The 14,853-nt window shown below is 68.9% G+C and carries 17 protein-coding genes; 1 reads left to right on the forward strand and 16 read right to left on the reverse strand.

Annotation, left to right across the window (positions count from 1 at the left end; all coding sequences use genetic code 11):
* Positions 1-32: 32 nt before the first annotated feature.
* The gene (locus ACIA6B_RS07800) at positions 33-461 is read left to right on the forward strand and encodes a hypothetical protein (RefSeq protein WP_396771993.1); all 429 of its coding nucleotides are present in this window, start codon (positions 33-35) and stop codon (positions 459-461) included.
* A gap of 64 nt (positions 462-525) precedes the next feature.
* Here ACIA6B_RS07800 and ACIA6B_RS07805 read toward each other — a convergent pair whose 3' ends face one another.
* The 16 genes from ACIA6B_RS07805 to ACIA6B_RS07880 form a co-directional block, all read right to left on the reverse strand.
* The gene (locus ACIA6B_RS07805; protein WP_396771994.1) at positions 526-1,203 is read right to left on the reverse strand and encodes a hypothetical protein; all 678 of its coding nucleotides are present in this window, start codon (positions 1,201-1,203) and stop codon (positions 526-528) included.
* A 157-nt stretch (positions 1,204-1,360) separates the two neighbouring features.
* Positions 1,361-1,531 (reverse strand): hypothetical protein, encoded by a 171-nt coding sequence (locus tag ACIA6B_RS07810; RefSeq protein ID WP_396771995.1) that lies wholly within the window; start codon positions 1,529-1,531, stop codon positions 1,361-1,363.
* A 214-nt stretch (positions 1,532-1,745) separates the two neighbouring features.
* Positions 1,746-2,150, reverse strand: a complete 405-nt coding sequence (locus ACIA6B_RS07815; protein ID WP_396771996.1) for a hypothetical protein — start codon at positions 2,148-2,150, stop codon at positions 1,746-1,748.
* A 151-nt stretch (positions 2,151-2,301) separates the two neighbouring features.
* Entirely contained in the window at positions 2,302-2,748 is a 447-nt protein-coding gene (locus tag ACIA6B_RS07820; protein ID WP_396771997.1) for a hypothetical protein, read from the reverse strand.
* Positions 2,749-2,815: 67 nt separating this feature from the next.
* Positions 2,816-3,472, reverse strand: a complete 657-nt coding sequence (locus ACIA6B_RS07825; protein ID WP_396771998.1) for a GGDEF domain-containing protein — start codon at positions 3,470-3,472, stop codon at positions 2,816-2,818.
* Between the two features lie 129 nt (positions 3,473-3,601).
* On the reverse strand, positions 3,602-4,090 hold the full coding sequence (locus ACIA6B_RS07830; RefSeq protein WP_396771999.1) for a hypothetical protein: 489 nt from the start codon (positions 4,088-4,090) through the stop codon (positions 3,602-3,604).
* A 571-nt stretch (positions 4,091-4,661) separates the two neighbouring features.
* Positions 4,662-6,242 (reverse strand): hypothetical protein, encoded by a 1,581-nt coding sequence (locus tag ACIA6B_RS07835; RefSeq protein WP_396772000.1) that lies wholly within the window; start codon positions 6,240-6,242, stop codon positions 4,662-4,664.
* Between the two features lie 299 nt (positions 6,243-6,541).
* Complete coding sequence (locus tag ACIA6B_RS07840) at positions 6,542-6,763, reverse strand: hypothetical protein (protein ID WP_396772001.1); 222 nt, start codon at positions 6,761-6,763, stop codon at positions 6,542-6,544.
* Between the two features lie 73 nt (positions 6,764-6,836).
* Entirely contained in the window at positions 6,837-7,340 is a 504-nt protein-coding gene (locus ACIA6B_RS07845; protein WP_396772002.1) for a hypothetical protein, read from the reverse strand.
* Positions 7,341-7,412: 72 nt separating this feature from the next.
* Positions 7,413-7,616: a hypothetical protein gene (locus tag ACIA6B_RS07850; RefSeq protein ID WP_396772003.1), complete on the reverse strand. Its 204-nt coding sequence runs from the start codon at positions 7,614-7,616 to the stop codon at positions 7,413-7,415.
* 216 nt (positions 7,617-7,832) lie between these two features.
* Positions 7,833-9,047, reverse strand: a complete 1,215-nt coding sequence (locus tag ACIA6B_RS07855; RefSeq protein WP_396772005.1) for a DUF932 domain-containing protein — start codon at positions 9,045-9,047, stop codon at positions 7,833-7,835.
* Positions 9,048-9,678: 631 nt separating this feature from the next.
* Positions 9,679-10,092 (reverse strand): hypothetical protein, encoded by a 414-nt coding sequence (locus ACIA6B_RS07860; RefSeq protein ID WP_396772006.1) that lies wholly within the window; start codon positions 10,090-10,092, stop codon positions 9,679-9,681.
* A gap of 169 nt (positions 10,093-10,261) precedes the next feature.
* Positions 10,262-11,194 carry a hypothetical protein gene (locus ACIA6B_RS07865; RefSeq protein WP_396772007.1) on the reverse strand — a complete coding sequence of 311 codons (933 nt, stop codon included), beginning with the start codon at positions 11,192-11,194 and terminating at the stop codon, positions 10,262-10,264.
* Positions 11,191-12,087, reverse strand: a complete 897-nt coding sequence (locus ACIA6B_RS07870; RefSeq protein ID WP_396772008.1) for a phosphoadenosine phosphosulfate reductase family protein — start codon at positions 12,085-12,087, stop codon at positions 11,191-11,193. The genes ACIA6B_RS07865 and ACIA6B_RS07870 overlap by 4 nt, the downstream gene beginning before the upstream one ends.
* A gap of 85 nt (positions 12,088-12,172) precedes the next feature.
* Positions 12,173-13,060, reverse strand: coding sequence for a hypothetical protein (locus ACIA6B_RS07875; RefSeq protein WP_396772009.1), 888 nt, complete (start codon positions 13,058-13,060; stop codon positions 12,173-12,175).
* A 744-nt stretch (positions 13,061-13,804) separates the two neighbouring features.
* Entirely contained in the window at positions 13,805-14,698 is an 894-nt protein-coding gene (locus tag ACIA6B_RS07880) for a hypothetical protein (RefSeq protein WP_396772010.1), read from the reverse strand.
* Between the last annotated feature and the right edge of the window lie 155 nt (positions 14,699-14,853).

The raw sequence follows: 14,853 nt of genomic DNA on the forward strand, positions 1-14,853 counted from the left end.
GGGTGAATCGGGGCGGTCGTTACTGTCGAGCAATGGCGAGTAAAACGGGGAATGATGCCACGCGGGCGTTGCGGCGGCGGCAGGAGCTGGAGTTGCGGGCGGTGCGGGCGGTCGAGCAGGCGGCCGGCACGGTGCAGGAGGCGCAGCGCCGGCGACGCGAAGCGGTGGCGCGGCTGGATCAGGAGGTCGGGGCGGCTGCGGCGGCTCACGGCCTGGCCGTGGCGGTGCTGGCGACGGTGCTCCGTGACGATGGCTTGGCGGCGGATTTGACCGGGGTGGACGTTGCCCGGGTGCGGTCGTGTCGGCGTGGCGCGGATGGCGCGGCGGTGCGGGCGCGTATCGGGGAGCTGGGCGAGGTGCTGCCTCGTCGTCGTCGGACGGCGGTTGCGACATCGGAGCCGGTGCCGGGGGATGAGGGCTCGGGGGCCGCTGGTGCGGTGTCTGGTGGTGAGGGGGCGTGAGCTGGTGGAGGGCTGGCCGGTCCGGGGTGGTGCTCTGGACCGGCCAGCGTTTGGGCTGCGGCGTCTAGGTGTAGTCGAGTCCGCAGCCGGTGCAGACGTGGACGGTGCCGCCGGGGGTCCACTGCATGAGTTCATCGTCGGTGGCGGTGCAGTGCTCGGGGATGGCGGCGGGCCAGTTGCCGTCGATGACGCGGTGACCGGGGTAGACCCAGCGCCGGGCGGCGCTGCCGTGGTACCTCACGGGCGGTCCGGGGTGGGGGTAGGCCAGCGGCAGCGTGACGCGGTGACGTAGGCCGGTGCCGGTGAGGTCGGTCGGGGTGAGGGGCGGCAGGTTGCCGTGTACGGCACGGCGGTACCGGTCGTAGTCCTTGTAGGTGGGTGAGGCGAGTTCCGCGCGGTCGATCAGGGCAAGGGTTTCGTACGGCTCGGCGGTCTTGTGGTGGTGCAGTGCGGCGCTCAGGTAGGCGTCGGCGCGTGCGTTGCGGGCGGCCTGGCGGTGGTCGCGTTCGGTGCGTGTGGTGCGGGGCGCGGTGAGCGTGTCGGGGTGGGCGTCGAGGTGGGCGGTCACGGCGTCCCAGATTCGGGGGCGACCGTATTTTGCGGCCAGCGCGTCAAGGTGGTGGTCTGCGATGTAGCGGATGGCTGCGTCTGTGCCGCCGTGGATTGGGCTGTGGAAGTAGTTGGGTGCCCAGTCGTCGCAGACGTGAGCGATGGTGACGCGCTCGGGGCGGGTCAGTCTCATGCTGGTTCCCTTCGAAGGGTGCGAGGGGGTGCGCTGCGGGGGCTGGAGGGATGTCCGGGCGCGCGCCGCTGCCGGACTGCTCTGCTGACAGTCGATCGTCGGTAGGGAGGTCACTCGTTGCGGTGGGCCGGGTCACTGGTGAGGCCGGGCGGCGGCATCAGCGCGGTGTCTGGATCTCGCGCGTCTCTGCTGTGGTGAGCAGGTAGGCGGGGAGGCGTGGCACGTGCTCGCGCCACGCGCAGTAGAGCCGGTGTGTGCCGTCGATGAGTAGCGGGGCGGGCTCCTGGCCGGTGGCCTGGACCTGGCACACGATCAGTGGTGTGGTCATGGCGTGGGTCCGGTTGAGGGTGTTGTTTGTCGGGCCGATGAGGGTGGTTGCCCAGGGTTCGGGTTGTCGAGCTGGGGCAGGCCGTAGGCGTTCGCCCAGGCAATGACGCTGAGTGGTTGAGCATCGCGGGGCGCGTTGGCGATCAGTGCGAGAGCGGCGTTGATGTTGAACACCCACGGTCCGAAGATGAACCTCTGCGGTAACCGGTCGCCGGTCATTGCTCGTCGGCCTTCGCGTTCAGGCGGGTGTAGATGGTGACGCAGCGAAGGATGAGTTCGTGAGATGGCAGGGTGAGTAGTCGTTGCCGTTTGTCGTCGCGGATGTTGTCCCAGATCAGGACCGTGACGCTGGCTGACCAGAGGTCAACGATCACACCGTTGATCTTGGCATGTTGCCCGTTGGCGACGATCTGACGCAGGGTGTCGATGAGAGTGGCGTCGCCGATCGGGTGGGTGGCGTCGTCGGGTCGGGCTGCCTCGGGTAGTTGGGTGTAGCAGTCCTCGCAGGTGTAGTCGATGCGGGGCGGGTGCTCGGTTTCCCACCGGCGGACGTCGGCTGCGGGTATGCCGCAGACGGATTGGCGCGGGTCGCGGGGGTGGCGGATGTGCGGCTGGTTCATAGGGTGGCTCTCCGGGGTGTGCTCGGGTGCGGTGGGTTCGCTGTTCGCGGGAGGGGCGGGAGCGGCAGCCGGCGGCGGCGCGCTCGATGCGCGTCGACGTTGTCCCCGGGTGCGGTGCCCGGCCGGCGGGATGCCGGCCCGGCACCGGGGTTTAGGCGGGTTGGCCTAGGAGGTAGTGCGGGCGTCCGGTGATGACCCATGCGACGTAGTCGGCCAGCCATGCGGCGGCGCACTGCACGCGGCTGAACGGGAAGCGCTGCGGTTGGGTGACGTGGCGGATGGATGTGCGCCACAGGTCCAGCCAGAGTTCGGCGAGTCGGGCGGCGGCGCGCATCTGGTGGTGGCGGTTGACGCACCGGTCGCACCGGTCGTCGCGTGCGTGGAGAGCGACCTGGGCGGCGGCGGCGCGGACCGTGGGGAGCGGGGAGGCCGTGGTGTCGGGGCTGGCGGGCCATGTCGGGACGTGGTCGCACAGGTCGAGCAGGGCTAGCGCGGTGGCGACGGTGCGGGTCGCGCCGTCGAGCAGGGTGTGAACCTCGCGGCGGCGGTCGGCGGGCAGGGTGCGCAGCTTCATGGTTGGTGCGGTGAGCGCGGTCATCTGGGCTCCTTCAAGGGGTGGGGCCGGTGGTCGGGTGGGGGTAGCCCGGCCACCGGCCCGGCTCGGGTTAGGGGCGGTAGGTGCGGCGGCGCGGGGGGACGTGGGCGGGCACGTCGGGGATCAGGTCGTGGTATGCCTGGAGCGGAATGCCGGCGTGCTTGGCGGCGTACATCGCGCGGTCGGCGCGGCGCATGAGGTCGGCTGCGCGGATGCCGGCGGGGGCGTGGGCCATGCCTGCGGTGGCGGACAACGCGATGGTGCGTCCGGCGGTCTCGATACTGGCGGTGCTGATTGCGGCCTGTGCGGCGGCGGCGTGGACGGCACCGGTGCGCGCGTCGGCGGTGGTGACGATCAGGAATTCGTCGCCGCCGAGTCGTCCGGCGGTCACGGGAAGTGTCCTGAGTTGGTGGGCGGCTTCGATGAGTGCGGCGTCTCCGGCGGCGTGGCCGTCGTTGTCGTTGATGGCTTTGAAGTCGTCGAAGTCGAGTACCGCGATGGTGACGGCACGGCCGGTGTCGAGTTGGGTTTGCAGATGCGCGAGGATCGCGCGGCGGTTGAGTAGTCCGGTGAGGTCGTCGTGGCTGGCGTTGTATTCGGCAATGGCTAAGCGGCTGCGGAGTTCGGTGAACTTGCGGCGGGTGATGACGAAGAAAGCAATTGCCAGTAGCGCGTTAAGGGCGGCCAGGTATGCGGGCACGGTGAGGGTGGCGAGGTGCGCGAGCATGGCGGGCCTTCCGGTGGGGGCACCTGGGCGCATCGTCGGCGGGTTGGCCGTGCGCGTGAGGGAAGGTGGTTGGCGTCGCCAGCGGCGGCCGGGCGCGGGATTGTCCCGGCCGCCGCTGGCGGTTGCGTGTCAGCTCTTCGTCACCGGAGCGAGATAGACGTTCGGGTGCTGCTCGATGTTGACGGGGTCGGCGGTGAGGTTGACGGGCATGCAGAAGCCCGCCCCTCCGCTCATGGTGTCGAGGTAGAACCGTCCGGCGTCGATCCATCGGACCGTGTATTCGGTGGCGGCCCAGTCGATGCCGTTCACTTCGTAGACGGCGGCGGTGATGATCTGGTTGGCGCACTCGGGGGTGACCGGGTGGGTCTTGCTGAGGACCAGGTGCAGGAAGACGACCACGGTGCGGCGGCTGCGTTCGTAGTTGTCCTCGATGGCGACGATTTCGCGCATGGCCTCGGTGGTGAGGCGCAGGTGCGCGAGGTGGCGGGCGCGGACAACCCGGACGAGTGCGGCGACGCGGTCGGCCTGTTCGTAGGTGGCGGGAGATTCGCCCATCGTGTTGCCTTTCGTTGTGGGGTTTTTGGTTGTGTGGGTGGGGGCTGCTACCTCCTCCCTCACACATGTAATATTACAGCATTAAGGGTCTAGTTGTCCATCCGGGATCCCTGATTCCTGCGAATGGTTTTGCAAGATCACCCGGCGGGCCGTGCCCGGCCGCGATCAGCTCGCGGTGATAATGACGTCACGGCCCCACCCCTTTTTTGGCCGTCGGGGGCGAGCTTGCTCGCCAGGTGTCGGGCGGCGGTAGTCAAATTCGACGCGGGGGTTTCGAAGAAAAGATCATGCGGGGTGTGCATGATGTTTTCTGAGCCCGTGGCGGATTTTACTTCCGACGTTCGATACCGATAATCACCGGTGCAGCCGGCGGCCAAAAAGGGGTGGTGCAGCGCGGCCGTAGGCCGCTCCTTATGGGTTCTTGGCCCTGTGCCGGCCTTGAGGCACGAGGGTGACTGTGCGCGGAGTCGGCAGGGCGGCCCGGACTTGGGGCGAGCGGAGCGAGTGTCCGGGCTGCCCGGTGCTCGCGGGAGCAACGGTCGCCACCACCGGCGCACCGAGGAACCAAGGGGTTGCGAACTATCGGTGGTAGGTGGTTTCAGTCAGTCCGTGTCGTTCGTCGGACGAGGGATGCTCAGTCGATCACTTCGACGTCGGTGGGGAATGCGACGGCTTCGGGCTGGCCGTGTTCGGCGTGGCGGTCGGTGAAGAGCACACCAGCATCCGGATTGAGTCCTATGACGCGGAACGCGCCGATCAGCCGTCCGGCCGGTTCGAGGCCGAACCGGTAGGTGGTGTACTCGTGGATCCGGTCGCCGACGCGGATCAGCCGCCCATGTCGGTCGGTCAAGTCTCCTGGTTGGTCGGTGAGCAGTCCGCTCGCGGCCAGGTGTACGACGGTGCGGTAGCCGCGGTCGGTGGGGCCGTAGAGGAAGCCGGCTTCGGTGTGCTGCACGGTCAGTTCGTAGAGCCGGCGGCCGGGCTGGCGGGTCGGCAGGACCAACGTTCTGCCGATCATGGCCGCGCCGATGCGCTCTAGTTCGGGCAGGGGTGGGCTTGGCAGGGGTGTTACGGCTCCGAGGCGGAGCATCGAGGTGGTGTCGTGTCGGTGGAGTTGTGGGCGCTGGGAGTCCCCGGGCACGGCGGTCAGCCACTCGTCGGGGCCAACTTGCTGCCATACGTCGCGGTGCTGTTCTACCGTCTGCACATCCGCCGGTGGCGGGGTCGGCTCTGGCAGCGGCTTCGGGCGGCGGTCGCGCTCGTGCGGCCTCGTCTGGCCGGTCTTGGCGGCCCGGTTGCGCGCGGTGAGCGGTCGTAGGTAGGTGTCCCGTTCGCGCCGGCCGGCGGTGACGAGGTTGAGAATCTTTTGTGCTTTGGTGGCGGCCTGTTCCCGGAGGGTGGGCGGGCAGTGGTCGGGCACGGTGAAGGTGTCCGCGAGTAGGTCTATGGCGACCGTGCACCGCCACACCATGGCGTAGCTGCCTTGCTGGCGGACGTAGAGGTGGAGGTCCGCTTCGGCCTGTCCGAAGCGGCGCGGCCAGACCATGACGATCTCGTTGCCCCAGGACAGGTACGCGGTGCTCGGGGCCAGTCGGACGGAGGTGGGGCCGCCTCGCTCGCCGTGGTGGAAGGGCCAGGGCCCGTCTCCGTAGGTGATCGCCATGTCATCGATGTCGTACGTCCAGTTGCCTTCGACGGGCTTGTGTCCGTAGCTGTAGTACGTCGTGCCGGCGGGCTCCAGCCGTTGGACCAGGTCGTCTGCCTCGGTCTGGGTGGCGAAGTATGCGGCGTTGTCATCGACGGCTTGGCCGGCGGCGTTGACGGCCTTGTCGTGGTCGCGGTCGTAGACGCACCAGGGCTTCCCGGCGGGCCCGCGTAGCCCTTCGCGTAGCGGCGTAGCGGCGAAGTACCGGGGCGGGTACTTGTCGTGCCATTGCGCGGTGGGCGCCAGCAGGGTCCACGTCCACACGATGAGGTCCGCGTCGGGGTGTTGGAGCAGGTGAAGGGTGTCGCCGTCGATCCGGCATTCGTCGGCGCGGGGGATGTGGAGACTGCCGTTGGTGATCGTGCCGTCGGCGTGGAATCCGGTGAAGTGCAGCCGGGTTGTGCCGCCGGTGATGGTGCGCAACCCAGACGTCTCTGGGTATTGGCGGTTGATGCACAACCAGGTGCTGTTGGGAACGGCGGCGCGTCGGAAGTCGGCGATGGTGTGCATGGGCGTGAGAGGTCCTTACGTGTTGACGGGCGTGACGTTGCGGGCCTGGGATGGTCGCCGGCGAAGCCGGCGACAGGGGGTTTGGGCTGTGCGGCCGTAGGCCGCTCCGGTTTGGGGTGCTTGGCTCTGTGCCGGCCTTCAGCGCGCTGATTGCGTGTGGGGCGGGCAGAGCAGGTCGTAATGGTTTGCGCGTAGCGGAGGTCCAGCCCCGGCCGCTGTGCACCTAAGCAGCGGCCGGAGCGTCCACGAGCGGGAACCACGAGAAGGGCGGTCCGGGTGGTGGTCGGTCTGTGAGGCGTTCAGGCGGCTCGTGGTGCGTGAATGTCGATGGTGATGCGGTGGCTGGCGTGAGCGTTGCGCTCGACGGTGATCGTGGTGTGCGGACCGGTGATGGCCACGAGGGGCGCGGCGTTTCCGTGGGCGGGCGCGGCGGCGGCGGTCAGGTGTCGACCGATGAGGGGTAGTGCGTGGGTGAGGTCGTCCAGGACACCGGCGGTCGGTTGCTCTGGCTGGCGGCGCATTTCGTCTCCCGGATGGGTTGGGCTGGGTGGCGGGTGGGGGACACCGGCCGGGCCGGTGTCCCCCACACCAGGGCTAGGCGGCGTCGGATACGGCGGTGAGGCGGAGTGTCGGGGCGGGCATGGTGCAGGCGCTGCACCGGCCTGCGTGCCAGGTGTGCGCGGCGGGCGGTTCGATGGCGGCGGGGCAGGGCTGGCGTTGCAGTTCGGTCAGGGTGGTGGTGGCGAGGCAGCGGGGGCAGCGTCGCCAGGTTGCGGCGGGTGGGCCGGTGACGATCTCGGGGCAGGTGGTGCAGCCGAATCCGGCCTGTCGGAGGGCGTGTCCGATGGCGTCGGCCTGGTCGATGGCGCGGTGCGCGGCGGCGTTGACGCGGTTCCAGTCGTCGCTGGTGTGCAGGTGTTGCCATTCGGTGTCGGTGAGGGCGCGGGGGCTGATACGGGCTTGTGCTTCGGCGCGGCCGATGAGGTAGCCGGTCCAGCCGTAGGCGCGGGTGAACGCGGTGAAGACGTCGCGGGCGTCGGTTTCGGTGAAGGTGCGGGGTAGGCGTACGCCGTGGGGCAGTCCGATGGGCTTGGGCACGTTTGCTCCTGGGCGGGGATGCGGGGGCGGAGGGTGCCGAGCCCCGAGGTTGTCCGGGGCTCGGCGCTGCGGTCAGTCGAGCTGAAAGAGTTCTCGGTCCTCGGAGACGGCCACCACCGGACCGGTTTCGAGCTGCACCACGCACTGCCCGACGGGACCGCGTGGCTGGATCATCGCCAGACTTTCCGAGCCATCACCGCCGTTACGGAACACGACAACCATGCCTGGATACAGGGTGTAGGGGTTCACGCGGGCGCGCGGCGGGTGCTGGTCCATGGGTTCTCCTTCGACTGCTTGTCAAAGGTGCGGGGACGGCGGCCGAGGATGTTCGCCTTGTCGGTGAGGATGAGCGGGGCGTCGGCCAGGTCCTCTGATGTACGGCCGTGAGGTGCGGGAGCGGCAGCCCGCGTCGGCGTGCTCGATGCGCGTCGACGCGGTTTAGGGCCGCGAGGGGCGGGCACCGGTAAGTCGGTGCCCGCGCCCCGGGGTGGGTCAGCGGCGGGTGAGAGTGAGAAGGCGGCGGTGGGCCTTGCTCTTCAGTTCGTCGGCGCGGCCCTCCATGACGGCGGTAGCGCGGGCGGCGAGGTTGTTGCCGCGAAGCGATCCGGTGGGCCGGATGGTGGTCTTCCAGTCGGCGAACTCGGTGATGGCGCGTTCGGCGGCGTAGGCGGTGCGGCCGAGGCGGGCGGCGTTGGTGTCGTAGAGGTCGGTCAGGATCTCCAGCCGCTGGGTGTGCTTGTTAATGGTGCGGGTGGGGGCGTCCTCGTCGGGGGTCTTCCACAGGTCGCCAAGGACCTCGTGAAACTCGTTGATCGCGAGTTTGGTGCGGGCGAGGGCTTCCTCTTCGGCGGCGAAGTGGTCGAAGTAGTCGACCGACAGGCGCAGGGTGCGGCGGGCCTCTTCGATGCGGTCGCGGGCGTTGCGGGTGTGGCGCACGCCCCAGCGGGTGAGGGCGTCGCGGACGGCGAACCGCTCGGTGTTGCCGCAGACCGGACGCCACGGGGTAACCACGACCTGGAACAGGCTCGATCCGTCGTGGCTGTTCAGAGCGACGATGAACGGCACGATCTCGTCGTTGACGCCTGCGGCGTCGATGGTGACCGTCTGCGGCAGGCGCATGGCGACGAAGACCTTGCGGCCCTCGCGCAGCGCTCCGGCGGACTCCCAGGTGACGGCGTAGTCGTCCACGAGGTCCTGAAGGAACTCGAAGCTCTGCCGGTTCTGAAGCACCTCGTAGCGGGCTCCGACCACGCCGAGACCGGCGTTGGTGTCCTCCCGGATGTTGACGAACTGGTCCGCCAGGATGCGGGGCTGATCGGTGGGGGTGGCCTGGTAGAGCACGGGGCGGCGGCTGACGTTGAAGTCGATGCCGCCGAGGGTGAGCACCTGGTCAATGTCGGTGGTGCCGCCGGGGATGACGTTGCCGAGCTGGTGCCACGCGGGCGTGGTGGTGTAGAGCGCAACCTGCCCGGTGGTCTCGTCGAGGCCGTGTTCGGGCAGCAACTCGCCCTGGTTCATGGTGAGGACTTCGCCGTTGTCCCAGCTATCCGGATCGGTGACCAGGTAGCGGCCGTTGCCGAGGTTGCGCAGCTTGCCGTCGGCGATCTGAGCGTCGATGCCGGCCTGCTTGTCGGCGGCCCGGTTGATCTGCACGATTCGCTCGGCGGCGAAGCGCTGGTTCACGTCCGGTAGTGCGAGGGTGGTCATGGCTGACTTTGCCTTTCGTTGTGGGGTTTTTGGTTGTGTGGGTGGGGGCTGCTACCTCCTCCCTCACACATGTAATATTACAGCATTAAGGGTCTAGTTGTCCATCCGGGATCCCTGATTCCTGCGAATGGTTTTGCAAGATCACCCGGCGGGCCGTGCCCGGCCGCGATCAGCTCGCGGTGATAATGACGTCACGGCCCCACCCCTTTTTTGGCCGTCGGGGGCGAGCTTGCTCGCCAGGTGTCGGGCGGCGGTAGTCAAATTCGACGCGGGGGTTTCGAAGAAAAGATCATGCGGGGTGTGCATGATGTTTTCTGAGCCCGTGGCGGATTTTACTTCCGACGTTCGATACCGATAATCACCGGTGCAGCCGGCGGCCAAAAAGGGGTGGTGCAGCGCGGCCGTAGGCCGCTCCTTATGGGTTCTTGGCCCTGTGCCGGCCTTGAGGCACGAGGGTGACTGTGCGCGGAGTCGGCAGGGCGGCCCGGACTTGGGGCGAGCGGAGCGAGTGTCCGGGCTGCCCGGTGCTCGCGGGAGCAACGGTCGCCACCACCGGCGCACCGAGGCATAGCAGGGGGTTATGGTTTTGTGTGCGCCGAAAAGGCTTCCGATTACCTCGTGACATTCGTTACTATTGCCATTCAATGCCGTTGAGTCTGTTCTGTAGGAGGAAGGTGTCCACGCTCATCTCTAAAGTCTCGCGGACGGTGGGTCCGTCGGGGCCGTACGGCTTGTTGGGGTCGCGGTAGCGGTCGAGGAATATGCAGAAGATGTCGCCGAAGTTGTAGATCATGTCGCTGCCGTTGTGGTAGTCGGTGGGAAACTGCCAACCTTGGCCGCGGTCGTAGGCGAGCGGTATGACTTCATATCGAGGCCCGGGGATGCTGCGGACTCGGGGTAGTGGCGTCAGTCGGAACCGGGTGAGACCTTCGAAGAGGACGACGCCGGTCGGGCTTCTGTTGTCGGCCGCGCGTAGGATTCGGATGGAATATTCGGTCGTCTCGTCGAGGTCGATGTCGGGGTATTGGGGCCGCCGCTTTGGCATGGGGCATCCTCTGGCTCGTCTTGTGAGGGTTGCTGGCGCTGACGTTGGCTGGTCGTCGCTGCCGTTGATGGGCCGGTCCGTCGGCGTCGCGTGGTGTGGACGTGACGGCATTGACCGCCCGCAGTGTGTCCTTTTGGCGAGTCTGTCTTGATGACTGTGACTGGCGCGCTCATGCCGCCAGCGTTAGCGCGTCGGGCTGTTTGGGGTACGGGCCGAACGGCAGTGGTGCGTTCTTGTCCAGCTTGGCCCAGTCCGGCCGCAACCTCCGATTGATCTTGATTTGTTTGCGGTTGCGTTTCGTACGTCCGAGCGGTTTGACGTAGCGGTGGCATCCGCCGTGGCGCAGGAGTCGGATCCCGACCGCCGGGTCGTCGCGGACCTCGCGCAGCCATGCGGCGGGGTCCTGCCCGGCCCGGATTGGCGTGGCGCCGAACGAAATGAGTGATTTCTCGGCGGCCTCGTGGCCCGCGTCCTGCTTGCGGATCTTCTGCATCGTGATCCCGTTGAGGACCGCGCCGTTGGGCAGCAGCCAGAGCGTGCGTCTGGCGCTGCGGCCGGCGATGAAGAAATTGCCGCCCTGGTACACGAACCCGACGTGGCTCTTGAACCTGGCCACGCCGTCGGCGTCGATGCGCGGCACTGGGTCGGCGAACGACAGGACCGCGTGCACGCCGGAGGCGAGCAGCATCTCCTCGCAGCGGGCGAGGAACCAGGTTTCCGTGTTCCCGGGCTCCGGGTCGGCCACGACCAGCCTGCCCAGCTCCAGCGCCTCATCGCCGGGTTTGAGTTCCGGGAACGCGTGGGTGAGTGCCTTCTTGCTCGTCACGCAGTACGACGCCACTCCGACCAGCTTGTGGGCGCGGTAGAGGCCGAAGGATTGCCAGCAGACGACGTGGGAGCCGGCGTAGTGCCGGGGGATCACGAAGTCCGCGGCGACGGTGCGGTTGATCCGTTCGACGGTGTAGTTGCTGGCGTCGAACTCTTCACCGGGGCGTGCGAGCTGCCACTTCTGACGGTGCCCGATCTCGGAGCGCAAGCACCACGGTGACAACGTGGGGACCTCGGGCAGCATGTCCCGACCGAGCAGGGCGAGCTGCGTCATCGACTCATCCCGGCTTCGGCGAGGACGGATGCGATCGTGCGGCCGTGCTGGAACGAGTGCCCTGTCTGCGCCTCTACCCGGGCGTACTCGCGGGCCAGCCCCGACCGTAGCCGTACGGCGGTGAGGAGGTCCTTCTTCGAGCCGAGTACGCACAGCGAGCAGGACAGGCGGCTCATGCCGGCGTCGTACGGCCACGCCCAGGGCAGTCCGGACTGCCGGATCTGCGCCCACACCTGGTCTTCGGTCCAGTGGTGCACCGGGTACCAGTCCCAGACGTGCCGGCGGGTCTTGTTCGACGCCGCGGTGTTCAGCGCGTACGGGATTTTCTTCGCCCTGCTCGGTGACTCCTGCGCGCGGAACCCGAAGACGTAGAGGATCCGTGCGGGCCGGTCCAGGTTCAGCTCGCGGGTGAGTTCGGTGAGGAACTTATGTCCCGGTTCGCGCTTCTGCCGTGCTGTGCACCAGCGGCGCGCCGCGTCGGGGAACTGCCCGCGCCGCTGCACCTCGTCGAGCAGGTCGTGGCCTTCCTTGCCGCGCACCTCGAACCGGAGCCCGAAGTGCTCGGCGTGCGCCTGGGCGAGGTCTCGGCAGCCGGGTCGGTCGCCGAACGCGTCGACCAGCCACGGTGTGACGCCGGCGGCGGTGAGCTCCGCGTCAGCCTGTCGGGTGCTCGGCCATACGACGCGGCCGAGGTCGTTGTACTGGACGACCACGCGGTCCAGTACCCCGGCGGCCGTGGCCCGGGCGGCGGTGACGATGACGGTGGCCAGCCCGTCTTTACCGCCGGAGTGGTTGGCGACGATCTTTTCGTGTTCGCTCAGGTCGGGGTCGGTATCTCGGGGCGCGAGGTAGTCCTCGGTGGTCGAGGGGACCGGGTGCTGATGGCGCTGCACGGTGCGTCCTTCCGATCAAGGTGGGAATCCGGGTTGTGCTGGGGGTGGCCCGTGTCGTGCCGTGGCGCGGGCCACCCGGGGTGGGTCAGCTCTTGGCGGGGAGGTGCAGCGCCGGCTGGTCGGCCGGCTGCTTCCGCGGGTCGGGCTCGTCGTCGGCCGCCTGCTCGGCTGCGGGGTGGCCGTGAGGGCTGCGCTGCGTAGGGTTCTCGGCGGGTGCTGCGTCGGCCTTGCCGATGTGGGTGGCGCAGGAAGCGCCGTGGTGGGCTTCCCAACCCCGGTCGGGTGCCGTCACGAGCCACCACCTCGCGTCGCCGGGCAGCGCCTCGCCGCCGACGTCGCAGTGCCGAACCGTCGGTGACGGCTCGTGCGGCCCTGACACCACCCGCACGCCCGGTGTCGGCTGCTGGCCGAGCTTGCGGTGTGCGGTCTCGGCGGCCCGCTTGCGGCTGTCGAACGCGACGCCGGGTAGGCCGGGGTGGGTGTAGAAGTGCTCCCCGAGCGCCGTCTTCTGCCGGTGCCCGAGCCGGTGCGAGGCTGCACGGTCCGCGCGTTGCTCCGAGGTGTACCGCTGGAACTGTCGGACGACTCGCTTCGCTTCAAGCGCCACCGCGTTGCCGTCCAGCCTGGCGGGGTCGGGCTTCGAGAAGTGCAGCGCCGACGGGCGGCGCCCGTCGATAGACGCGGCGGCCATCGCGTCGAACGTCGGGAAGTCCTGCAGCATCGCGCTGGGCAGCATCGCGAAGCCGGGATGCCCGTCGTCGTAGCGGTCGTTGGTGACGGCCACGTAATCGTTCGCGTCCCATCGCTGGCGGGCCTCGGTCTTCGTGATGCGCACCAGGGGCGCGGTGACGCCGTTGCTGACGATCTGCACCTGCGCCTTGGTGGTGGCCGCCTGGTCGACGCGCTCGACGTTGGCGGGGAACGCGACCGCCTCGACCAGGCCGCGGTCGGCGTACCGATCGGTGAAGAGCACCCCTCGGGCTCGTTCACCGCGACGACCCGGAACGTACCGACGAGCTGCCCGGCCGGCTCGGGTCCGATCCGGCCGCTGGTGTACTCGTTGACCAGGTCACCGACGGTGATCGGGTGCCCGGATCGGTCGGCCATTACGGGGTGTGGCCGGTCGGGCAGTAGCCCGGTTTCGGTCAGGTGTACGGCGACCAGTGGGTAACCGGTCGCCCACCGGGCCGGGCGCTCCACCTTCCCGTAGAGGAACCCACCTTCGGCGTGCTGCACGTGCAGCACCTGCCCGCCGGTGCCGGGAACCCCTGCACGGATGGTCACCTGCCGGCCGACGAGCGCAGCGGCGAAGCGCTGTAGCTCGTCGACCGGCCAGCTCGGCACGGTGGTGGCCGGGCCAAACCGGAGCATCGTGAGGGTGTCGTGCCGGTGAAAGCACGGCTGCGGCCTAACGCCGGCGCGGCAGGCGCTCAGCCATTCGTCTGGGCCGACCCGCTGCCAGATGTCATCGCCCTGCCGCAGAGTGTGCACGTCGTTCGCTAGTCGGGGATCGGCCACCGGCAAGGGCTGCTCGCGCCGCTTGCGCTCGCACTCGGTCAGGTCGGGATCGGTGTCTCTGGGCGCGAGGTAGGCGTCGACGATCAGGGGGATCGGGCGCTGGTTGCGCTGCACGGTGCATCCTTCTAATCAGGCTGGGGAGTTCAGTGAGGTCGGTGTGGCCCGCGTCAGTTCCTCTGGCGCGGGCCACAGCCGCTGGTCAGGTATTGGCGGGCAGGATCTCCGCGAGCACAGGCCCCCACGGCTCCCGCTCGTCGCTGTCGGACGGCTCGGCCGCCATTGGCTCCGCATGCTTCGGCTCCCGGGCGGCACGCAACTCCGTCCGGGTCTCGGCCAGCAGGTCCGCCAGGCGCGACAGCTCCGATGCCCGTCGGGCCTCGCTGATGACGGTGGTCGGGCTGGCAGTTGCCCAGTCGTGGCGTTGGCGTACCAGCGCGCGAACCTTCCATCTCGGCCCGGCGACACACGGGGATCCGTGGCACCCAGGCGGGAAGGGGCACCAGCACCCGCGCTCCTCCCGGGTACGCGGTCGCAGGGTGTAAACCGACGGCCGGGCGGCAGCGGGGGCCCGGGTCTTCACAGTTGCCGACGGCGAGAGCATTGCCGGCGGGGCGAGCTTCGCCATAGCTGTGTCCGCGTCGGCTCGGGTCGCGAAGTAGGCGCCGTCACCGTCGGCGTTCGGACCGGCGGTGCTGACCACGCGGGCGCGTTCGGTGTCGAAGATGCACCACGGGGTGTCGCTTGGGCCCCGGTGGTCGTGGTTGAGCGGGTGGGCGGCGATGAAGCGCGGCGGTCGCAGCGCCTCGACGGGCGCGTTGTCGGGAAGCAGCGTCCAGGTGTACGAGATCCGGTCGGATTCGGGGCTGTGAAGGACGTGGACGCTGTCGCCATCGATGCGGCATTCGGCGGCCTTCGGCCACTCCATCCGGCCATTGTGGACGGCCTTGCCGTCGGCCTTCACGGCGTCGTAGTGGAGCACGGTCTTGCCGCGGGTGATGGTGCGCAGCCCGGACACCATGGGGAAGGTGCGGTTGATGCACATCCAGCGAGAGCCGGGGACGGCGGCGCGTTTGAAGTCGGAGAGGTAACGCACGGGTAATCGGGCCTTTCACGCAGGAGGGGTTCGGCTCGCGTGCTCGGACGGCGAAGCCGTCCGAGCACGCCGCCAAAGCCCGCCGGCGCGGCCGTCACGCCCCTCCCGCGGCTCGCCGCCCCACCGGCCCCGCGAGCCGCCCGCGCCGCCCCCCC

Origin of the sequence: Micromonospora sp. NPDC051141, from assembly GCF_044455765.1 — a bacterium.
Taxonomy (GTDB): domain Bacteria; phylum Actinomycetota; class Actinomycetes; order Mycobacteriales; family Micromonosporaceae; genus Micromonospora.